We start from the raw sequence: 20398 nt of genomic DNA on the forward strand, positions 1-20398 counted from the left end.
GGAATATGTAGAAAATATTCCCTGAGACGGCCTTCGATATAGGACCGGTGACCGCCGTGGTCTGCTGTCTTAACCCCTGGCGCCGATCGGCTCGTTATCTCAGGAAGAGGAGATGGGCGACCAGCCGAGGCTCGGCGCCACCGTGCTTGCGAGATCGCTCAGCAGCTGGATGTTTTCGGCAAGACCGAAGGCTGGTGGCAAAAACAGCACGACCTCATCGGCTGCCGCAAGGCCCGGATCGTTGAACACCGCTTCCAGCACCTGATCGGGCGTGCCCTGAAAGACCGGCGAAATCTTGTAGCCCGCCGGCTGGGCTGCCTGTTCGAGGGCGCCTTTGGGGCGAGAGGCGGCGATACCCTTGGTGCGCCGCTCCAGATCATAGGCAGCGTATTTTTCCCGAAGTTCGGTCGTGGTGCCGACCAGAATGGAGGCGGCGACGGCAACCGGCGGCGGTTCCGTTTTCCATGTCTTGCGCCATGTGGACCGGAAAGCCTCGATGATCCGCGCCTGATACTGTCCGAAACTCTCGCCTTCGGCCTGATCGTGCTGGACGGTTCCCGAGATGAGGCCGATGCCGAGTTCTGCCGCCTGCACCGCCGAGCCGATGCTTGCCGCGCCCTGGCGAATACGCGTGCGAAGCGTCGGGCTGTGCGGCGTTACACGCAGTTCGGTGCCCTCCGGGTTGGACTGCCCCCCTTCGACACGGTGCAGGACATCGCCCGCGATTGCCGAAAGAAAGCGTGTCTGGCGGTGCCTGGCCTCCGTGCGGGCATCGGTGTCGACCGTGCCGAACACCGCATCGAAAGTGGCGTTTGCACCGGTCGAGATGGCAAGTTCCAGCCGCCCGTCAATCAGGAGGTCAGTGGTGCCGGCTGCTTCGGCGAGCAGGATCGGATCCTGATAACGCATCGGGATGACCGCTGAACCCAGCGTGATATGATGGGTGTGCTGGCCGGCTGCGGCAAAGAACGGCAGCGGCGAGGATAGATAGTGATCGAAATGCCGCTGATAGGCCCAGCCAGACTGATAGCCCAGTTGTTCGGCGGCCTTGAAGAGTTCGATGCCTTCACGCAGCCCCTGCGCCGGTCCGGCATCGTCGTTAAAGGAGACCCGGGTGTTGAATCCGAGCCGTCGTTTGGGGCGGAAGGGCGCAGGCAGAGTATCGGCGGGTGCGGCGATGGTCATGCGATCTTTTCCTTGTCGAGAACCCGCCGGGGCAGAGCCTGTGGCGCACGGGCCATGGCGGCGGCGCCGGACGGGATCGATTCCAGCAGTGACGCGGTATAGGGATGCTGCGGATTGTCGAAGATATCGAGAACCGTTCCGTGCTCGACGATACGCCCGCGCTGCATCACCGAAACGGTATGGGCGAGCTGGCGCACCAGTGCGAGGTCATGGGAGACGAAAACATAGGTCAGACCGAGCTTTGCCTGCAACGACAACAGCACGTCGACAATGTCGGCCTGAACGCTGACATCAAGCGCGGAGGTTGGCTCGTCGAGCACGATTACATCCGGCTTGAGAACCAGCGCCCGGGCAATGGCAACGCGCTGGCGCTGCCCGCCCGAAAGCGCCGCCGGTTTGCGGGTGAGCAGGTGTTCGCCCAACCCCACATTGGAAAGAGCCTCGCGGACATTCTCCAGCCGTTCCGCACGGGTTCCGATCTTGAAACGGTCGAGCGGTTCGCGCACCAGCTGCTCCACGGTCCATGTGGGATCGAGAGAGGTGAAAGGGTTCTGGTAAACGAACTGGAGATGCCGCCATGTTGCACGCAGCGATGCGTGGGAGCGGCCGGCCAACTCTTCGCCGGCTACTGATATCGTGCCGGTATCGGGCTCTTCGAGGCCGAGCAGCAGCCGGATGGTCGTCGTCTTGCCCGAGCCGGACTCGCCGACCAAGGCATGGGTGGTGCCGGCGGGCACGTTGAAAGATACGTTGTTGACCGCCGTCAGTACCCGGTCGCCGACCCGGAAATTCTTGGTGACGGCTTTGAGCTCGATCTTCCGCTCCGTGGCGGCTTCGGCCTTTAGCAGCCGGAAACCTGGGTCACGCAGGCGGGCATAACGGTCCGGATTGAGGGCCGGGACATCGGCATGCAGTTTCCTTGCATAGGCGGAAGCGGGCGCGGAAAAGACCGAGGCGGTGCTTCCGGCCTCCTGGATGGTGCCGCCCTTCAGGACCACCAGCGAATCTGCTCGCTCGGCGGCAATCGCCAGATCGTGGGTGATGAGGAGCAGGCTGATATCCAGCTCATGCTGCAACCGTGAAAGCAGGTCGAGGATACGTTTCTGGATCGTGACATCCAGTGCCGAGGTCGGTTCATCGGCGACCAGCAGAGATGGGCGGGGCAGCACCGCAAGCCCGATGAGTACACGCTGCAGCATGCCGCCGGATAATTGATGCGGGTAGGAATCGTAGACAACATTCGGGTTGTCGAGCCCCACCTGCGCGAAGGTCTCGAGAATGAGGGCCTTCCGGATCGCCTTGTCAGGTTCATCGAGGAGGGCTGCCGCCTCCATCGCCTGCGCACCGATTGTCCTGACAGGATTGAGCGAATTGCCGGGATCCTGCGGGACGAAGCCGATTGCGCGTCCCCGCAGCGGCCTGAAGCTGCGCTCCGGCAAAGCCAATATTTCCTGACCGCCGAAGGTGACGCGACCCGTGGCGTATCCTCCGCTCGGCAAAAGCCGAAGCACCGCGCGGGCTATCGTCGATTTGCCGGAACCGGACTCGCCGATGAGGGCAAGGCTCTTGCCACGGCCGAGTTCGAAACCGACATTGCTGACGACTTCCTGCCGCCCATAGGCAACTGAGAGGTCGTCGACGCGCAGGAGCGGGGCGGGAGCCTGCTGCGGTCTGCCCGCAAAGGCGATGGAGCGGTCGATCGTTGTGGTCAGTCTGTCTTGCGTAGCCATCGGCTGATCCTGTTTACAGAGAGGACGGTCGCGATTGTGACGAAGGCGGGGGCGTATACCAGCCACGGCCATTTGAGGTAGTCCTTGCCGATCGAGATCAGCAGGCCCCAGTCGGAGGCGGGCGGCGGGTCGCCGTATCCGAGAAAGGCAAGGCTGGCGATCACGAGGATCGACTCGCCGAATTGCAGCACGGCAAGCGGCAGCACCGAGCGTGATGCGTTGGGCAGGACGTGGCGCAGAAGAATGAACCAGCGCGAGCCGCCGAGCAGGAAGGAGGCCTCCACGAATGTCGCCTGTCGCGTCTTGATGACCTCTGCACGCGTAACGCGGGCGAAGACGGCGACGGCCGAGACACCGGTGGCGATTGCGGCATTGATTGTCTCGAAGCCGATGGCGGTAACAACGATGACGGCCAGCAGGAATTTTGGAATTGCCAGCAACACATCGACCAGCCGGGCGAGGACGACATCGACCCAACCGCCGAGAAAGCCCGCCAGAAGTCCGATGAGACCGCCGGCGAACACGCCGATGATCACTGCGACGAGGGCGCTCGAGACGGAGGAGGCGGTGCCATAAACGACGCGGGCATAGAGATCGCGGCCGAGGTGGTCGGTGCCGAACCAGTGCTCGAGACTTGGCCCAAGCAGCTTGTCCGTAGGAACTCCGTTGATCGGGCTATGGCTGGTAAAGAGGCCGGGCGCGAGCGACCAGGCGATCACTAGCGTGATGATGGCGAAAGACAGCGCCACGGTTACCGGTATCCGAAAGCCCGCCAGCCGGTCGGCGAGGCTCGTGCCCGGCGGGTAAGGGTTTGAAGAGAAGGTCATGGGGTCACCGCCTTGGTGGTGGATGTTTCATCGGCGATGGTCGGGCGACGTTTTTGCCCATCGAGGATTTTCACGCGCGGATCGAGCAATGGATAAAGCAGATCGGCAATCAGATTGACGAGGACGAAGACCACGGCACCGAGAGAAACGATCGCCTGCAGGACAGGCAGGTCCTGCGTGCTCACCGAACGCTGCACCAGGCTGCCGAGACCGGTTCGTCCGAAGACCGTTTCGGTGATCAGCGAATTGCCGATCAGTTCTCCGACGGTAATGGCGATAACGGTGACGACGGGTAAGGAGGCCGGCTTGAGCAGATGCTGCGCAAACAGCCGCGCCTGTCCGATGCCGCGGCTGCGGGCGACGGCCGCATATTCCTGTTCCGCCTCCTTGTCGAGATTTGCGATAAGCACTTCGGCGATCTGTGCGGAAAAGGGAATTCCGATCGTGATTGCGGCAAACAGCGTTGCCCAGAAGCTATCAGGCTCGATGACGCGGAAAAGGCGCAGCTGGAAGCCAAAGAGATGTATGAGTATCAGGCCGATCACGAAATTCGGTGTTGATAGAAACAGCGAAGGAAAACCCCGGAGCAATCCCTGGCCATAGCGTTTCGGAATGACCTGGGTTCCATAGGCAACCGCCATCGCCAGAAACAGGGCGACGGCAAGTCCCGTGGATGCCAGCACCAGGGTGGAAGGCAGCACCTCGGCGATCAAGGTCGCAACGGGCCGGTTGGAGCGCATCGAGATGCCCAGATCGCCGGTCAGAAAGCCTGACAGTGACGACCAGAGTTGCACGATTACTGGCCTGTCGAGGCCCTGCGCGGCGATGATTTCCGCGATTTCCTGTTCGGTAAACCCGTTCTGCGGGTTGCGCAGCACACTGGTTATCGGGTCGCCAGGCAGGATGCTGACGACCACGAAGGTGAAGACATAAGCCAGCAGTATGACGACGACCGCCTGGCCAAGCCGTTTTGCGGCGTAGGTTAGGTAGGCATTGCTCATGCCGGTGCTCTCCTTCACGTTGCTCGATGATGCGGATCAGTCGCTGAGGGAAGCGGTGTAGTAGCTGGCGTAAGCGACGCCGTTATAGACCTCGCCCTTGAGCTTCGGCGACTGCACGTAAATCCGCTGCACGATCTGGGTTCTCGGAATGAAATAGCCCTGCTCGAGCACGTATTTCTGCAGCTGGTCGAGAAGCGGGCTGCGCTCGTCGAAGGAGCCTGCGCCGGCGATCTTGTCGCGCAATCCGTTGAGTGTCGCGTCGCGGTCGTCGAGCGCAAACCAGTTCTCACCATTATTGGCGTTGGTGAGAATGCTGGCGACCGTTCCCGCGTCTATGAAGCTGCGCGTCACCTCATAGGTCGGAACGGCGGCGCCACCGAACTTGACCTTTTCGCCGTAGGTCACGACGTCGTAAGAGCGGATGGTGACTTTCCAGCCAAGTTTGCCGAGCTGCTGGGCAATGAGCTCATCGACAGACTTCGATGTGGCAAGATAGGGATTGGAATGGATCGTCAGCGCGAGCGGTTTGCCGTCCTTTGTGCGGATGCCGTCGGCGCCCTTGACCCAGCCGGCCTCGTCGAGCAGCTTTTCGGCCTTGGCCGGATCATAGGCAAGGAGATCGCTGTGATCGGTCGCTCCCGGCACATTGCTCTGGATGAAGGATGCGGCGAGTTTCCAGTCGGGCGTATAGACGGTGTCGATGATTTCCTGACGATTGACGCCGGCCTGAAGCGCCTGGCGAACCTTCACATCATCATAGGGAGGAAGCTTGGTGTTGACGGCCCAGCCGTTAACGAAGCCGAGGTAGCGTGGCGTTGCGACCGTGAAGCCTTCCTCGTGCAGGGATTTCAACTCCTGGGGAGAGGCATTGTAGGCGACATCGGCCTGACCGGACTGGACCGAGGCGACACGCAGTGAAGGTTCCGTCACAAGTTTATAGGTAATGGAATCAAGATAGGCCGGGCCCGTGTGGCCGACGGCTGCCGGACCCCAATTGTAATCCTTGCGCTTAACCAGCTTGACGTAGTCACCTTCCTTCCAGGATTCGACGACATAGGGGCCGCTGCCGGAGGTTTTGCTGAGGTCCGCCTGCTGGGTGGCGGGCTGTGCGATTGTCTTCGGGGAGATCAGGATGGAGCCGTGATAGCCGAGTGTGGGAATAAAGCCGAGTGTCGGCTTCTTGAAGAAGACCTTCACCGTCGTTGCATCCACCGCTTCGGCACGGTCATAGGTCTTGGGGAAGAGACCGATCGGGTTGATGCCTTCGGCCTTGCGGCCGGCATACCAGATGTCGAGATTGGCAACGACTGCTGCCGCATCAAGGGGCGTACCGTCGGAGAAGGTTACGCCGCTCTTGAGATGAAGCGTGAATTCGGTGGCGTTGTCGTTCTGCTCCCAGCGTTCGGCAAGCCAGGGGCTGACTTTTCCGTCTGCGTCGACATAAAGCAGCTTGTCGGCCACATGGCCCCAGATATGGCCCTGAAAGCTGGAGATGGCGCTGTTGTTCGGAATCCAGGTATCGCCGAGCGAGTCGATGAGGAAGGTGATGTCGCCGCCGTTACGCGGGGTGTCGGCTGCCTCGACCGGAGCAGGCCCCGTCGCCGCCAGAAGCGCGATTGCACCTGCAAGAGTGGTCGTCAGCAGGCCCCGGCGGGAGAAGGAAAAAAGGGAAGAACGTATCGTCATTAAAAAATCCTGATTGGTAGAGTTGTGTCTTGTCTTGCTGGTTTCATGGGCCGCCGCCGCTTCACGCCCGCCAATTGCGCGCATGGGAAGGCGTTCACGCGGGCAGTCTGCCGCGAGGTTCAAAGGCCCGGAAATCGGGAAAATGTGCCTGCCTTATCCCGTTGGACAGTCAGGCCGATGCTGCGGTGTCGCCGTTACCGTTCAGCGATGGACGGCTCATTCGATCGCAGGCCGTGCTTGCTGATACATCGTGCGGTCATGACGCGGTCCCTTTGTTTGAAATTCGGATCTTGATGCATAAAGTAGCAGGGTAGCCAGAAGGAGAAAGACCAGTTGTTCTTTTTCTATCGAATTAATGGATTATTTTGCCGCGGTTTACGAAGGTGGTAGGATCAGCTTTTCCGGGGCTGATGACACCCTCGCGCTGGGCTTTTTGGCTGTGCCGAAACATCAAGGCCGTGGGCATGGCGGATGGCGGCGATCATCCCTCCGTCACGCCATTCGCAAATGCCATCTTTTCGAAAATCCGCACCGGAGGCGCTTCCCCGAGGAAACGCTCGACCTCCACTCTGGTGATCTGGCCGGTGGAACCCTGCGCCAGTTTCGAGGTGCCGATATCGCGGGTCAGGATGTTCGGATTGCCATGAATGCACATGGCATGTTCTGCCTGCGGGTCATGCGCTTCGAACCACGCACCCGTGGCCAGCTGCATCACGCCGTGGCGAACATCCGTGCTCAGAACGGCTGCGGCAAGGCAACTGCCGCGACTGTTGAACAACCGGACGATATCGCCATCGGCAATGCCACGACGGGCGGCATCTTCGGGGTTGATACGCACGGGTTCGCGGCTCCTGATCTTTGTGGAGCGGCTGAAAGCGCCATAGTCGAGCTGGCTGTGCAGCCGCTGATGCGGCTGGTTGCAGATGAGATGCAGCGGATAAAGGGCCGCATCTTCCGATGTCGTTCTGCCGGAATACCATTGCGGATGGCCGCCGCAATCATCATAACCGAAACCTTCTATCGTCTCGGAGAAGATTTCGATTTTTCCGGATGGCGTCTTCAGCGGGAAGGTGGACGGATCGTCCCGGAAGGCCCGTGCAGGCCCTCCATCATCCGGCTTTAGCGGCAGGCCAATCTCTCCACGCTCCCAGAATGTCTCGAAATCGGGCGCTTCGTGCCCGCCGGCGGCGAGCGCCCCACGCGTCGTTTCGTAGAGGAAGGCAAGCCATTCCCGGCTGCTGCGGCCTTCGGTGAAGGCTTCGAATTTGCCGAGGCGGCGTGCGATCCCGGAGAAGATTTCATAGTCATCCTTCGCCTCGCCAACCGGCTCGATCAGCTTTTTCATCGCAATCATCAGGGGATCGCGGTCGGCCGCGCCAATATCGTCGCGCTCCAGCGTTGTTGTCGCCGGCAGCACGATATCGGCGTGACGTGCGGACGATGTCCATGCGGTCTCATGGACAATGATGGTCTCCGGCCTTCTGAAAGCCGCCCGCAGCCTGTTGATGTCCTGATGGTGGTGAAACGGGTTGCCGCCCGCCCAGTAAACCAGGCGGATATCGGGATAGCGCATCCTCTGGCCGTTATAATCATAGTCGTCACCCGGATTGAGCAGCATATCGGCGATGCGTGCGACGGGAATAAAATCCGCAACCGGGTTTTTGAACTGATTGAGTGTCGGCAGGGGAACGGCCAGCAGGCTCTTGCCGACATTGCCCAAAGCGCCAAGGGAATAGGAATAGCCGCCGCCGTCGAGGCCCATCTGGCCCAGCATGGCGGCCAGGACAATGCCCAGCCAGACGGGTTGCTCGCCATAATCGGCGCGCTGAAGAGAATGACTGACGGTGATCAATGTCCTCGCGTCCGCCATGGCGCGGGACAGTTCCTTTATCGTGTCGGCGCCGATGCCGCAGATGCCGGACGCCCATTCGGGGCTTTTCGCGACGCCATCGGTCAGGCCCAGCAGGTAGTCCTCGAAACGCTGATAGCCGACAGTATAGCGGTCGATGAATTCGCGATCATGCAGGCCCTCGGTGACGAGAACATGGGCGAGGCCGAGCATCAGCGCAACATCGGTGCCGGGTGTGACCGGCAGCCATTGCGCATTCAGCTCCTTCGGAAAATCGTCCTTCAGCGGGCTGATCAGCACGAAGCGCGCGCCGCGTGCAGATGCGCCTTTCAGCTTCTGTGGCACGATATGGACGCTGTTGCCGCCGCCATGCACATCCGTGTTTCTGAGCGCCATACCGCCGAAAGCGACGATCAATTCGCTGCTGCGCTCTATCGCATCCCAGGTCACGCTCTTGCGGTCGAAATGGTCATAGGGTCCGAGAACATGCGGAATGATGACCATCGCCGCGCCGGAACTATAGGTGTTGACGGAACGCACATAGCCGCCAAGGACATTCAGAAAGCGGTGAACCTGGCTTTGCGCGTGATGGAAGCGGCCGGCGCTCGACCATCCGTAGGACCCGCCGAATACGGCCTGCGGGCCGAAATCCGCGTAAACACGCTGAAGCTCTTTTGCGACGATATCCGTCGCCTGCTGCCAGTTGACTTCCACATAATCATCCGCACCGCGCATTCTGGCGTTATCGGGTTTTCCCTCCAGCCAGCCACGCCGGATCGCCGGGCGCCGGATGCGCGCGCTGCTGTCAGCGATTGCCGGCAGGTTACCGAGCAAAGGCGAAGGGTGTGGATCACCCGGATGCGGACGGATATCGAGCTTGCCATTGCGGTAGCTGCCCGAAAACGCACCCCAGTGGGAGCTGTGGGTCCTGTAATTATCCATCTGCGAAATCCCGCGTGGTCAGAGCGTTTCTTGGCGGCCGGGCAAAATTTTTCCCGGGTTCATGATGCCAGCCGGATCGATGGCGTTTTTGATGACGGCCATGAGATCAACCGCATCACCGTGTTCCTGCCGAAGATAAGCGATCTTGCCGGTGCCGACCCCGTGCTCGCCGGTGGAGGTGCCACCGACCGAGATGGCGTGCTGCACCATCTTCTTGTTGATTGCCGCCACCTCATCGAGTTCCGTCTGGTTGGCAGGGTCGACGGCGAAGACCACGTGATAATTGCCGTCGCCCACATGGCCGAGAATGGCGGCGGGTACGCTGCAATCGCGCAGCAATTCACGGGTCTTTACGATGCAGCCGCTTAATTCAGAGACGGGCACGCAGACATCGGAGGACCAGCCCCTGGCGTTCGGGCGCTGTGAGACCACGGCATAAAACGCATTGTGACGGGCTTTCCACAGGCGGTTTCTGTCCTCCGGCGCATTCGCCCATTCAAAATCCCTGCCGCCATTGTCTTCCACGATCGCGGCGACCATCTCCACCTGTTCCTGAACGCCGGCCGGCGAGCCGTGGAACTCGAAGGCGAGCGTGTCCTCGACCTTGAGGGAAAGATTGGAATAGGCGTTGACGGCTTCGATCAGGCCACGGTCCATCAGTTCCATTCTGGCGACGGGAATGCCGAGCTGCACCACCGTGATGGCTGCGGCAACCGCCTTTTCGACGTCTTCGAAAGAGCAGAGCGCGGCCGAGATGGTTTCCGGAATGCCGTAAAGGCGCAACGTCACTTCTGTAATGATGCCAAGCGTTCCTTCGGAGCCGACGAAAAGCCGCGTTAGATCATAGCCGGCTGACGATTTGCGTGCCCGCCCGCCCGTGCGGATCACCTGGCCATTGGGCAGGACGACCGTGAGTGACAGCACATTCTCCCGCATGGTGCCGTAACGCACGGCATTGGTGCCCGACGCGCGCGTTGCGGTCATGCCGCCGATCGAGGCATTGGCGCCGGGGTCGATCGGGAAAAACAGGCCCATGTCGCGCAGATATGTATTCAGCTGTTCGCGCGTGACGCCTGCCTCCACCGTGCAGTCGAGGTCCTCTGCGCTGATGCGGACGATTTTCGACATGCGCGACAGGTCAACCGAGACGCCGCCGCGCACCGCCGTCAGATGGCCTTCGAGCGAGGTGCCGGTACCGAACGCGATGACGGGAATACCTTCAATGGCGCAAAGCCGGACGGTTTCCGCAACATCATCCGTGCTCTCGGCAAAAACGACGGCATCGGGGATCGCCGGCGTATGGTGGGATTCACCACGGCCGTGCTGTTCCCGCAAGGCCTGAGCGGTGGAAAAGCGCTCGCCGAAACGGTTGCGCAAAGCGTCCGAAAGAGCGGAAGGCAGTGCGCTCATCGCGACACTCCGCGCGAGGACGGCGGGAAGAGAGACATGGGGAACTCCACAGGAACGGTCCGAAGAAAGCCGCAGACCGGGTGCAGCCAAGCGGCAGCGAGCACCCGGTCACGACAGGATCAGGCGACCAGTTTTTCGCCCTTGAGATGACGTTCAAGGAAGGGAAGGCTGTCCTGCCCCCAATAAAGTTCGCCCTCGTAACGGAATGTCGGAAGTCCGAACACGCCGGCTGTCTTTGCGGTTTCGTAATTGGCTTTCCAGATGGCGGCGATGGCGTCGCTTCCGCCGCGCTCATCCAGCGCCTTGCCGTCGAAGCCGGCTTTGTCCGCGATTGCACGGCGAATCTCGGCCTTGCCGATGTCTTCGCCGCCTTCCCAGAAGGCTCCCTGGAGTGCCTTGGTCAGCTTCAGCCAGTCCTCGCCCGCCTCGATGGCGGCAATGACCATGAAGCCTGCGGGGGTAGGATCGGAAAGGGCGGCACGGTTTTCGAAGTTCAGCGACTTGCCGCGCAACGCGGCCCAGCGTTTTAAATCCTTCGTCCAATAGGCACGGCGCGCCTCCGGACGGTTACGGGAATAGATCGCGCCATTATCCTCGATCAGCGGAATGATGTGGGGCCGGATCGTGGCGTTCTGTTCACCGGCAAGGGCGGCGAAAGGCTCCAGGCCGAGGAAGGCCCAGGGGGAGCCGATGCCGAAGAAATAATCGATGGTCTTTGTCATATCTGGTTTCCTCAGGATGCCTGGCCGGCTGCAAGATCGAACACCGAGAGCGCACAGTCCCGGGCGATGAGAACGGCATGCGGATCGCGCCCGACGGCGACGGTCGCGAGCGCGCCTTCGTAAAGAAGCGAAAGGTGAGATGCGGCCTGATCCGGCCGGCCCCCTGTCTTGGACATGACCGTCTCAAAGATGTCCCGTACCATTCGTTTATGGGTTCTCGCCACGGTGACGACCCGATCGGAATCGCCGTGTTCGGCAACCGCAAGTGCAAAGGCGCAGCCTCTGAATTCGGGGCTGTCGGCTTTCTCGTAAAGCCGCTCGAAAATCACCCGGATCTGGTCCCTCGGATTGTTCGTTGCGGTCAAAACATCCTGCAGCGAGCGAATGACACGGTCGTGGCGATCCTGAAGATAGGCAGCAACGAGGTGATCCTTGGATGGAAAATGTCGATAGAGTGTCGCCTTGGCGACCTTCGCTTCTTCAATGATGCGATCGATCCCGACTGCCCTGATACCCTCGTTGTAAAACAGCGCACCGGCGGCGGTGAGGATCTGATCTGGAATGGCTTCTCTCATTTTATCGCTTCAGTTTGGTGGTTTTCATGTGAAGAATGGATCGACCGCGTCATTGCGCGGCGGCGAGACCGTTTTTGTCGCGATCCTGCAATTGCAGGACAAGGGACCGGATTGCATCGAGCGGCGCCGCCTTCGAGAAACGGCCCTGATGCGCCAGCCTGCCGGCAAGGGACTGGATAGCCTCGTTGTAAGGCGTCGCAATGTTGTGCAGACGCCCGAGCAGCACGATTTCCCCGTTGAGATAATCGACCTCGCTGGAGGCGCCCCGGGCAAAACTTTGCCAGGTTGATTGCTGGCCAGGCTCTATGCCGCTGTTTTCTGCGATGCTCCAGCTCGAAATATCGATGGTCCGCTCGGAAGCAGAGGCGAGATTGTAACCTGCGGCTTCAAGCGCCTGACGGGCCTCATGGACCAGTGCCTCGGCGATGGAGGCCCGCAGGCCGTCTTCTCCTGCAAACAGATCCAGCGCATTGCGGACATTGTGAAGGAGTTTTGTCGATTTCCAGCGGTGGATATCGTTGCTGGTTTCCGCGAGATAGTTGGCGCGAGTAAGGTCTGCGACAATTTCCGTCGCCGTATCGTCGGAACCGGCAGGGAAACGCCCTATGGTGACGACGCCGACCTGCGGATTGCCGGCTGCTGCCACTGCGCCCGTTTGCGTAAACCGGGCAGGGGTCAGAATGCTGGCCCCATAGACATTGGCGAAGGTTCTAAGCGCCAGGGCTTCCGTCGCCAGACCGTTCTGAAAGGTAACCAGCGGCAATTGCGCAGCCGTCGCGTCCTCCGCGCCCCGCACCTGACGCCATGACCAGTCCGCCAGCGTGGCTACCACATCCTGCGTCTTCACGGTCAGCAGCAGAATATCATCGAGTGCCAGTTCGGGCGGTTCGGATACATCAAAGGCGTTCAGCCTTATCTGCTGCGTGCCGGATGGCCTCTGATAGCTCAGGCCCTGTTTGATAATGGAAGCAATCTGTGCGCCGCGCCCGACCAGAGCATATTTGATGCCGGAAAGTTCGAACTGCGCGGCAAGACTCGCACCGACCGCACCTGCGCCGATAATAACGTATCGTGTCACCTTTTTCCCCAATTCAACCGGACCGATATTGCGCCGGCATCAATTGCAGCGGTTGAGATTGCGGCATTGATACAGGATTTCGTTCAACATCGTCCCTCCCTGAAGGCGGCCAATGATGACAGCTAGCCTAGGGATCAGAACCGCGTCAAGAAAGACAGGTCGTTCTTTTTCTATTTATTTTGTAGAAAATCATTTGGCATATGGAGGCTTTGCGGCCACCTCATTCCCGACCGTCAGGCAAGGCGGCACCCCCCGCCGCAAATCGGCCTGTTTCGAGCATGGGTGCCGGCGACTCGAAGGCTATGCTTCGGCGCGGATATTTGACATGGCGCACACGCCCGTCCCGGTGCCGGATTTCGGTCCGTCACAGGCGTGTGCAGGCTTTGGGGGCCTTATTTCACCTGGGCGACGACCAGCTTGCCGTCTGCGCGCTCGGCGACGAATTCGATGTTCGCGCCTTCCTTCAGCTTGGCGAGCAGGGCGTCGTCCTTGACGCGGAACACCATCGTCATGGCAGGCATGTCGAGGTTCTTCAGTTCCTCATGGATGATGGTGACTTTCTTGGCCGTGGCATCGACCTTCTTCACCGTGCCCTTGGTGAATTCCTGTGCGAATGCGCCGAAGGGAGCGGTAAGCAGGAGCGCTGCTGCAACGGAGATTTTAATGATTGTCTTCATGGTCAGGTTCCTTTGGTGAATGGGTTACTTTGCCGAGACTTTGAGATCGCCGCGCATACCGGCCTCATAATGACCGGGTTTCAGGCAGGCGAATTCGAACATCCCGTCATTGGTGAATTTCCAGATGATTTCGCCGCTTTCGCCCGGCGCAAGGCTGATCGCATTGGGATTGTCATGTTCCATCTCCGGGGCCTTCTCCATGGCGGCCTTGTGCTCAAGATTGGCCTTCTGCTCGTCGAGGATGAATTCGTGGTCCAGCTCGCCGACATTCTTCACGGCAAAACGCACGGTCTTGCCCTTCTTGAATTCGAACTTGGCGGGGGTGAACAGCATCTTGCCATCCGGTGTCTCCTTCATCGTCACCTGGATGGTCTGGGTTACCTTGGATTTGTCGCCGGGTTCGCCGATCGCCATCGCATCATGGCCGCCGCCGTGGGTGCCCGAGGCGAAGGCGGGTGTGGCAAGAGCGGTGAGAAGCAGTGCAAGTTTCAGTCTGGTCATTGCATGTTCCTTGGTTCTGTGGGGATTGTGGTCTGCACGATCAGCCGTGTTTCATGGGTTTCGGCGTGATCTGTGTTTTGGGATAATTGGTCTTTTCGGTCGCCGGCACGTCGCCGGTCCATTCCCAGGCCTGGGTTCCGGGCGGGTTTTCGTACCAGCCGGGATCTGAGTAATCGCCGGCGGAGATGCCTTCGCGGACCTTCACCACGGAGAACATGCCGCCCATCTCGATCGGGCCGTGCGGACCCCAGCCGGTCATCATGGGAACGGTGTTCTCAGGGATTTCCATTTCCATGGCGCCCATATCGGCCATGCCGGCGGTGCCCATCGGCATATATTCCGGCCGGACCTTGCGGATTTTTTCGGTGACGGTCTTTTTGTCGACGCCGATGAAGGTCGGGACATCATGCCCCATCGCGTTCATCGTATGGTGCGACTTGTGGCAATGGATCGCCCAGTCGCCGACATATTTGGCGTCGAATTCGTAAGCTCGCATCGCACCGACAGGGATGTCGATGCTGACTTCGGGCCACCGAGCCTCGGGCCGCACCCAGCCGCCATCCGTACAGGTCACCTCGAAATCGTAGCCATGCATGTGGATCGGATGGTTTGTCATGGTCAGGTTGCCGACGCGCACGCGCACCCGGTCATCCTTGGAAACCACCAGCGGATCGATGCCCGGAAACACCCGGCTGTTCCATGACCACAGATTGAAATCCGTCATCGTCATGATTTTCGGCACGTAGGAGCCGGGGTTGATATCGAAGGCGTTGATCAGGAAGACGAAGTCGCGATCAACAGGCATGAATGCCGGATCCTTCGGATGGATCACGAAGAAGCCCATCATGCCCATCGCCATCTGGACCATTTCGTCCGAATGCGGGTGGTACATGAAGGTACCCGATTTCACGAGATCGAACTCGTAAACGAAGGTCTTGCCGACGGGGATATGCGGCTGTGACAGGCCGCCGACGCCGTCCATGCCCGACGGCAGGATCATGCCGTGCCAGTGGATGGTCGTATGTTCCGGCAGCTTGTTGGTGACGAAAATACGCACCCGGTCGCCTTCGACGGCCTCGATGGTCGGGCCGGGCGACTGGCCGTTATAGCCCCAGAGGCGGGCGGTCATGCCCTCCGCCATCTCGCGCTCCACCGGCTCGGCGACAAGGTGGAATTCCTTGACGCCATTGTTCATCCGGAATGGCAGGGTCCAGCCGTTCAGGGTGACGACCGGATTGTAATCGGGACCGGTGGTGGGCTTGACCGGCGCCTGGGTTGCCGCCGTTTCCATCACGGCCGCTTCCGGCAGGCTGCTATTCGATGTCTTTGCCCAGGCCGCCGTGGAGACCATCGCGGCGCCGACACCCAGAAAGTTTCTTCTATTGAACATGGCCGTTTCCTTTCTCAATGTCCGCCACCGCCGCCACCAGCGGTGGCAACTTCTGTTTCTGCCCCTGCCGTAGCCGCGCCACCGCCATAGATGGCGGGAGCGAGGCCGGCTTCCGCGAGCCAGAAGTCGCGTTTGGCATTGATGGCGAGCAGGTTCGAATTGACCTTTTCGCGGCTGTCGGCGAGCAATTCGAAGGTATTGGTGAGCATGCCGTTATAGGTGAGCAGCGACTCTTCCTCGATCTTCGTTCGCAGCGGTACAACGCTGTTGCGATAGTGCCGGGCGATATCGTAGTTCGAGCGATAGGCCTGATAGGCCGAGCGGGCTTCGGAGCGGACATTGACCGCCTTTTCCGCCAGCAGGTTTGCCGCCCGCATATAGGCAAGTTCGGATTCCCGCATTCTCGCCCGGCCGGAATCGAAGATCGGAATGACGAATTCCAGCTCCGCATTGCCCGTCGTCTGTTTGTTTATGGCGTCCTCATCACGCTCGCGTTCGGTCTCGAAACCGGAACGAAGTTCGAGATCGGTGACGTATCGGGTGGCCTCGGTGAGCTTGAACGACCGGGCGGTCGATTCCAGATCGAGTTTGGCGATCTGCAAATCCACGCGGCGCTGCAGCGCCTCGGCCTCGATCATGTCGCGTTTGGCAATATCCTTGGGAAGCTGCGGCAGGCGATTGGGGATGCTGTATTCGATGTCTCCTCCCCATAGTCCCATCAGCCTTGTCAGCTCTTCCTTCGCAAGACGTGCCTCAAGCCTCGCCTTGGCGATCTGGCCTGTCAGCTCGGCATAGAAGACCTGTTCGCGGGCCTGGCCCTCCTTGTTCAGGGAGCCCGCTTCCCCGAGCTTTTTGGCAAGTTCCGAGGCTGCATCCGCCGCCGTCTGCGCCTGAGCGAGCTGGCCGACATTTTCCCAGGCCGCGACAGCCGTGATCCACGCCCGGCGGGTATCCGCGGCCAGTTGCAACGTCTTCAGCGCGGCTGAGAGCTGCGCCTTGCGGAAGCCGGTATCGGCGATCTCGACATTCTGTTTAAGAGTGGCCAGCGCCAGAATATTGGTGACGATCACACCCTCGATCGCCTTGTAGGCCCTGAGCCCAGGAGTGCCGATGCCCGTCAGCCCGATGCCGACCCTCGGATTGACCAGCATGGTCGATTGCCAGGCGGTTGCGGCAGACTCGCCAAGATCCGTATAAGCAGCCTGAAGGCCCTTGTTGTTGAGCAGCGCGACCTGAACCGCCGTTTCGACATCGATGGTTTTGATGGCCATCAGCGACTTGACGCGGGCCGAAGTCGCCTGCGCCTCTGCCCTGTTCTGTATCCAGACCGTCTGCTTTCCGGTCGCTTCGGATGTTTTGGCCGATACGGTGGTGAAGCCCGCATTTTTCGAGGTGTAGTCGGCGGCCGTGACACAGCCGCCGAGAATGACGGGGAAGGAGAGGGCGGCCGCGAGTTTGAATATACGTATCGTCATGATGCGTCTCCTTTCGGAGCCTGCGCATCGTTCTGGTTACGCCAGGGCTTCGGGTCAGCCGGGGCGCGGTGCGTATAACCCGTAACCGGCGTTTGATAGCGGATGGGTGCGACGCCGAGCGACGGGTTCGCCGCGTCTTCAAACGAGGTAGCCTCGTTCATCAAGGATGTGGCCGTGCAGCCGCCCAGAAGCAGGGGCGCTGCCACCACGATGTAAATAGGATTCATGGTAATGTCCGAACAGGAGATGTAACGGCGCGACGGCGCTAAAGCCGCTCACGCACGGTCATTGCCCAGCAGGCGGGCTTTGCCTGTTCAGATATTCGGTGGACGGTGAAGGAGCGGGGTCTCGCCCACGGCCTTGCTATCGTCGAGGAAGGAACGAATGGAATTGTCGACGGGTTTGCCCAGCGCGTCATGAGCGATCAACACGGCCATGCCGAGACAGAAATCGCCGCAGCATTCCGGCTTGACCGGCTTTTTAACGCCGCTGTCATGCTCTGCCGCATCCATCTTGTGATGATCGTCGGACGCCATGGCTGAACCGCCGTGGCTCTTCATCGCGCCATGATCCATAGTGACCGATTGGTCGTGCGGCATTCCCGCAGCGTCTGGACCATGCATTGCGGCATTGACGGTGGAAACGCTGTAACCCGCCAGTGACAGTATCATCACCAGTCTAAACAGCAGTGCCGTCAATTTCGATGTTTGCAACATCTTACGCATGGACAGTAGAAGAGCCGTAGTTCTCGAATTTTGTCAATGGGTATCACTCATAACCATCGACAAATGCCGTGCCCTCCGGTTCCGCAACCTCATGTCGTCTCAATGAAGGTATCATCGAGGATGAGGAGCTTGCGCGCCTGCATGCGGGCATATTCCTCGTAAAAGCCCTGCGATATCCAGAGCGCCGAGCGACCCCGCCTTCCGCTCCAGCCGATGCCGCCGATCAGTTCGGCCGCCGCAAGCTTGCGGGCAACATGGGGGCGGGTAAGGGAGAGCGATTTTGCCAATTCCGACACCGTCTTCACATCCGTCAGATGCCTGCCCTGTTCCGTCGGCTTTTCCCAGTCTATCCCGGCGATCAGGCGGTCCATCAAAAGCCCGCCGGCGTCGAACCAGTTGAAGATGATGGAAAGTGGCCCGGGGCAGCGAACCTCGGGATTGGAAAGCAGCGCTTCCGTCACGCGGGGATGGATGTGTGCGAGCATGGTTTTGGACTGTTTGATGAATCTGGAGGCCCTGAAACCTTCATCGATCAGGTCGAGTGCCTGAAAATGCACATCGTACCAATGGGCAAGCATCGCCAGGGTCAGCTGCGAAGGCGCCACCCCGTTGCTCTTTTCTCCGTCGGATTTCACCTCTCTCGTCAGCCCGCGTTTCAGCGCCTCTTCGAAAAAGGCATAAGCGACATCGTGGCTTGCGAGGCCATGGCGGAGCGCGAGACGGCCGAAATCTTCCCGCGTCAGGGCGGGCTTGCCCGCTCCGGTCTCGCAGATGTCACATTTTTGAAAATACAGCGCCAGCAGCGCATGGCAAAGGAGCCGGCTCTGGCGCGTCGCGAAAAGCGCGGTCATGACGGGCGAACCTTCATAAAGGGCGATGAAACTTCTGGAAAGCAGACGCAGTGCTGCCGTGAAGGAACTCGTCTGGAGCAGCCGGTCGATTTCACAGGGCGGTGGGCTGCGGCGAAATGCGGTGGCGTCGGGCAGCCCGGAAATCGCGAAATCGAAAAAATTGGTCATGGGAGCGCTCCTCAGATTACCGGACGGGACTGCACGATCCATCGGCTTTACAGAGGTGGAGATGAGGCGTCTTCTCATTGCGCGCAGAGGTGAAATTTAAGCGGTCGGCAGGCTCATCGCGCGTGCGTCGCCAGGTGTCATGCCAAAGGTGCTGCTGAACACCCGGTAGAAGGTGGCCAGGCTGTCAAAGCCGCAACCATAGGCGACCTGCGTTATTGGCAAAGCGGGAAACTCCAGCAGCAGGCGTCGCGCTTCCTCGATACGCATGGAGGACAGCGTCCGGGAAAACGACAGTTCCGCGCCCTCGAAAACGACATGCAATTGCCGCAGCGAAATGCCCAGTTCCTTCGCCACTGCGGCAGGTGTCAGGTTTTGCCGGGATTTTTTGTGCATCATGATGTCCTGGGCGGCATAACAAAGCCCGGTCCTCAGCGCGGCGCGCACTTCCGGCATGGAGGGTGAAAGCCGCCCGCGCACCGTCATGGCAAGCCGGGCGACATGCGCCACATCGCGTGCGGGGTCTATGAGCCTGCCGTTGTCGGCGTTCAGTGCATTGAAAAGCGCTCGGAAGGGCCGGGAGAAGGCGGTATTGTCGCTATAACGCGTCGCAAACAGGTCATCGGCCGGCTGGCCAAGCATGACCTCGTAGTCGACGGGAATCTTGAGCATCCTGTAGTGAAAAGCCGCCTCGCCGCCCGGTAACGCGTCATAGGGTAAATCCGAGTAGTTGATGGTGATATCGCCACCGCTGACGGCATGGACACGGTCTCTGCCGGTATGCAGCAGCCCCGAGCCGGTCACCTGCAGGCCGATGCAGAGGCTGTTGCCAGCAATGCGGGCTATATCCGCTTCCGTGCGGTTGACCCGGTAGGAGGAGGCGCGCATCTCGCTTACGACGGCGCCGGCAATGGCGTGCGCCTGAAACGACCCTCTGAAAGTGTGGCGACGATCCGGAGCAAGTTCGATCGTCACGCCGAACAGGCTTTTGCCGCGCACCTCGCGCCATTGGTCGAAGCGGTGCTCGGGCTGAAAATCATCGGTTGCGAAACGGATGATGGTGTTCGTGACTTGCTCCTCCCCGAAGATCCCTGTCCCGTCGGCTTATTTTTCCGCCGCGCGAAATTGAAGATGAACGAGCGGATAGGGCCGTTGCTGCCCATCGAGGTCGGAACGTCCCGTCGGCTCGAAACCGAGTCGACGATAAAAGCCCATTGCCTGTGCGTTCTGCTCATTCACATCGGTAGTCAGCGCCGGAGATGCGGCGAGCGCCGCCTGTACGAGCGCCCTTCCAATCCCTTTGCCATGCTGGTCCGGATCGATGAAAAGCGCCTCCATATGGCCTTCATGCAGAAACATGAAACCAAGGGGCTGATCGGATGCATCGACCGCGAGCGTCAAGGGGACCTGCGGCAGAAAAGCCGTCACCTCCTCTTCGATCGCGATGCGATCTGCCGGAAGAAGGAAGTCATGAGTGGCGTCGACGGCCTTGCTCCATATTTCAAGGATGCGGGCCGTGTCGCGAGTGTCGGAAGAGCGAAGTGTAATCATGTCTTAACCCTTAGCAATTGCCAGCTTTTTGCGCCATGGGGGCGATTCTGATCTTTCT

19 protein-coding genes are annotated in these 20398 nt (G+C 60.2%); all 19 read right to left on the reverse strand.

All coding sequences use genetic code 11. The annotated features are described in order from the left end of the window. Nucleotides 1-99: 99 nt before the first annotated feature. Entirely contained in the window at nucleotides 100-1185 is a 1086-nt protein-coding gene (locus AC1ROR_RS21520) for an LLM class flavin-dependent oxidoreductase (RefSeq protein ID WP_498590680.1), read from the reverse strand. Continuing rightward, nucleotides 1182-2915 carry a dipeptide ABC transporter ATP-binding protein gene (locus tag AC1ROR_RS21525; RefSeq protein WP_498590681.1) on the reverse strand — a complete coding sequence of 578 codons (1734 nt, stop codon included), beginning with the start codon at nucleotides 2913-2915 and terminating at the stop codon, nucleotides 1182-1184. Before AC1ROR_RS21525 ends, AC1ROR_RS21520 begins: the two co-directional genes overlap by 4 nt. After that, entirely contained in the window at nucleotides 2894-3742 is an 849-nt protein-coding gene (locus AC1ROR_RS21530) for an ABC transporter permease (protein ID WP_498590682.1), read from the reverse strand. The genes AC1ROR_RS21525 and AC1ROR_RS21530 overlap by 22 nt, the downstream gene beginning before the upstream one ends. Next, on the reverse strand, nucleotides 3739-4743 hold the full coding sequence (locus tag AC1ROR_RS21535; RefSeq protein ID WP_498590683.1) for an ABC transporter permease: 1005 nt from the start codon (nucleotides 4741-4743) through the stop codon (nucleotides 3739-3741). The genes AC1ROR_RS21530 and AC1ROR_RS21535 overlap by 4 nt, the downstream gene beginning before the upstream one ends. 36 nt (nucleotides 4744-4779) lie before the next feature. After that, on the reverse strand, nucleotides 4780-6429 hold the full coding sequence (locus AC1ROR_RS21540) for an ABC transporter substrate-binding protein (RefSeq protein ID WP_080840351.1): 1650 nt from the start codon (nucleotides 6427-6429) through the stop codon (nucleotides 4780-4782). A gap of 481 nt (nucleotides 6430-6910) precedes the next feature. Next, entirely contained in the window at nucleotides 6911-9220 is a 2310-nt protein-coding gene (locus AC1ROR_RS21545) for a molybdopterin-dependent oxidoreductase (RefSeq protein ID WP_498590684.1), read from the reverse strand. An 18-nt stretch (nucleotides 9221-9238) separates the two neighbouring features. After that, nucleotides 9239-10630, reverse strand: coding sequence for an FAD-binding oxidoreductase (locus AC1ROR_RS21550; protein WP_498590685.1), 1392 nt, complete (start codon nucleotides 10628-10630; stop codon nucleotides 9239-9241). A 119-nt stretch (nucleotides 10631-10749) separates the two neighbouring features. Next, nucleotides 10750-11352 (reverse strand): 2-hydroxychromene-2-carboxylate isomerase, encoded by a 603-nt coding sequence (locus AC1ROR_RS21555; protein WP_035223836.1) that lies wholly within the window; start codon nucleotides 11350-11352, stop codon nucleotides 10750-10752. An 11-nt stretch (nucleotides 11353-11363) separates the two neighbouring features. After that, nucleotides 11364-11927, reverse strand: coding sequence for a TetR/AcrR family transcriptional regulator (locus AC1ROR_RS21560; protein WP_035223834.1), 564 nt, complete (start codon nucleotides 11925-11927; stop codon nucleotides 11364-11366). 49 nt (nucleotides 11928-11976) lie between these two features. After that, nucleotides 11977-13005 (reverse strand): ketopantoate reductase family protein, encoded by a 1029-nt coding sequence (locus AC1ROR_RS21565; protein ID WP_498590686.1) that lies wholly within the window; start codon nucleotides 13003-13005, stop codon nucleotides 11977-11979. 392 nt (nucleotides 13006-13397) lie between these two features. Beyond that, on the reverse strand, nucleotides 13398-13682 hold the full coding sequence (locus AC1ROR_RS21570) for a copper-binding protein (RefSeq protein ID WP_498590687.1): 285 nt from the start codon (nucleotides 13680-13682) through the stop codon (nucleotides 13398-13400). A gap of 24 nt (nucleotides 13683-13706) precedes the next feature. After that, nucleotides 13707-14183, reverse strand: coding sequence for a cupredoxin domain-containing protein (locus AC1ROR_RS21575; protein ID WP_035223828.1), 477 nt, complete (start codon nucleotides 14181-14183; stop codon nucleotides 13707-13709). A gap of 40 nt (nucleotides 14184-14223) precedes the next feature. After that, nucleotides 14224-15573 carry a multicopper oxidase family protein gene (locus AC1ROR_RS21580; protein WP_498590688.1) on the reverse strand — a complete coding sequence of 450 codons (1350 nt, stop codon included), beginning with the start codon at nucleotides 15571-15573 and terminating at the stop codon, nucleotides 14224-14226. Nucleotides 15574-15587: 14 nt separating this feature from the next. Further along, a complete protein-coding gene (locus AC1ROR_RS21585) occupies nucleotides 15588-17048 on the reverse strand; it encodes a TolC family protein (protein ID WP_498590689.1) in 1461 nt (486 codons plus the stop codon). Beyond that, a complete protein-coding gene (locus AC1ROR_RS21590) occupies nucleotides 17045-17275 on the reverse strand; it encodes a hypothetical protein (protein ID WP_035223825.1) in 231 nt (76 codons plus the stop codon). The genes AC1ROR_RS21585 and AC1ROR_RS21590 overlap by 4 nt, the downstream gene beginning before the upstream one ends. Nucleotides 17276-17362: 87 nt before the next feature. Continuing rightward, complete coding sequence (locus AC1ROR_RS21595; protein ID WP_498590690.1) at nucleotides 17363-17773, reverse strand: hypothetical protein; 411 nt, start codon at nucleotides 17771-17773, stop codon at nucleotides 17363-17365. An 89-nt stretch (nucleotides 17774-17862) separates the two neighbouring features. After that, nucleotides 17863-18792 carry a hypothetical protein gene (locus tag AC1ROR_RS21600; protein WP_498590691.1) on the reverse strand — a complete coding sequence of 310 codons (930 nt, stop codon included), beginning with the start codon at nucleotides 18790-18792 and terminating at the stop codon, nucleotides 17863-17865. A 96-nt stretch (nucleotides 18793-18888) separates the two neighbouring features. Next, the gene (locus tag AC1ROR_RS21605) at nucleotides 18889-19788 is read right to left on the reverse strand and encodes a helix-turn-helix transcriptional regulator (protein WP_498590692.1); all 900 of its coding nucleotides are present in this window, start codon (nucleotides 19786-19788) and stop codon (nucleotides 18889-18891) included. A 105-nt stretch (nucleotides 19789-19893) separates the two neighbouring features. After that, on the reverse strand, nucleotides 19894-20340 hold the full coding sequence (locus tag AC1ROR_RS21610) for an acetyltransferase (protein WP_498590693.1): 447 nt from the start codon (nucleotides 20338-20340) through the stop codon (nucleotides 19894-19896). Between the last annotated feature and the right edge of the window lie 58 nt (nucleotides 20341-20398).

Source organism: Agrobacterium sp. GW821-FHT14E08, from assembly GCF_058803865.1.

Coding starts and splice junctions, on each gene's coding strand:
- AC1ROR_RS21520 (WP_498590680.1), bottom strand. CDS start 1,185: ATGACCATCGCCGCACCCGCCGATACTCTGCCTGCGCCCTTCCGCCCC.
- AC1ROR_RS21525 (WP_498590681.1), bottom strand. CDS start 2,915: ATGGCTACGCAAGACAGACTGACCACAACGATCGACCGCTCCATCGCC.
- AC1ROR_RS21530 (WP_498590682.1), bottom strand. CDS start 3,742: ATGACCTTCTCTTCAAACCCTTACCCGCCGGGCACGAGCCTCGCCGAC.
- AC1ROR_RS21535 (WP_498590683.1), bottom strand. CDS start 4,743: ATGAGCAATGCCTACCTAACCTACGCCGCAAAACGGCTTGGCCAGGCG.
- AC1ROR_RS21540 (WP_080840351.1), bottom strand. CDS start 6,429: ATGACGATACGTTCTTCCCTTTTTTCCTTCTCCCGCCGGGGCCTGCTG.
- AC1ROR_RS21545 (WP_498590684.1), bottom strand. CDS start 9,220: ATGGATAATTACAGGACCCACAGCTCCCACTGGGGTGCGTTTTCGGGC.
- AC1ROR_RS21550 (WP_498590685.1), bottom strand. CDS start 10,630: ATGAGCGCACTGCCTTCCGCTCTTTCGGACGCTTTGCGCAACCGTTTC.
- AC1ROR_RS21555 (WP_035223836.1), bottom strand. CDS start 11,352: ATGACAAAGACCATCGATTATTTCTTCGGCATCGGCTCCCCCTGGGCC.
- AC1ROR_RS21560 (WP_035223834.1), bottom strand. CDS start 11,927: ATGAGAGAAGCCATTCCAGATCAGATCCTCACCGCCGCCGGTGCGCTG.
- AC1ROR_RS21570 (WP_498590687.1), bottom strand. CDS start 13,682: ATGAAGACAATCATTAAAATCTCCGTTGCAGCAGCGCTCCTGCTTACC.
- AC1ROR_RS21575 (WP_035223828.1), bottom strand. CDS start 14,183: ATGACCAGACTGAAACTTGCACTGCTTCTCACCGCTCTTGCCACACCC.
- AC1ROR_RS21580 (WP_498590688.1), bottom strand. CDS start 15,573: ATGTTCAATAGAAGAAACTTTCTGGGTGTCGGCGCCGCGATGGTCTCC.
- AC1ROR_RS21585 (WP_498590689.1), bottom strand. CDS start 17,048: ATGACGATACGTATATTCAAACTCGCGGCCGCCCTCTCCTTCCCCGTC.
- AC1ROR_RS21590 (WP_035223825.1), bottom strand. CDS start 17,275: ATGAATCCTATTTACATCGTGGTGGCAGCGCCCCTGCTTCTGGGCGGC.
- AC1ROR_RS21595 (WP_498590690.1), bottom strand. CDS start 17,773: ATGCGTAAGATGTTGCAAACATCGAAATTGACGGCACTGCTGTTTAGA.
- AC1ROR_RS21600 (WP_498590691.1), bottom strand. CDS start 18,792: ATGACCAATTTTTTCGATTTCGCGATTTCCGGGCTGCCCGACGCCACC.
- AC1ROR_RS21610 (WP_498590693.1), bottom strand. CDS start 20,340: ATGATTACACTTCGCTCTTCCGACACTCGCGACACGGCCCGCATCCTT.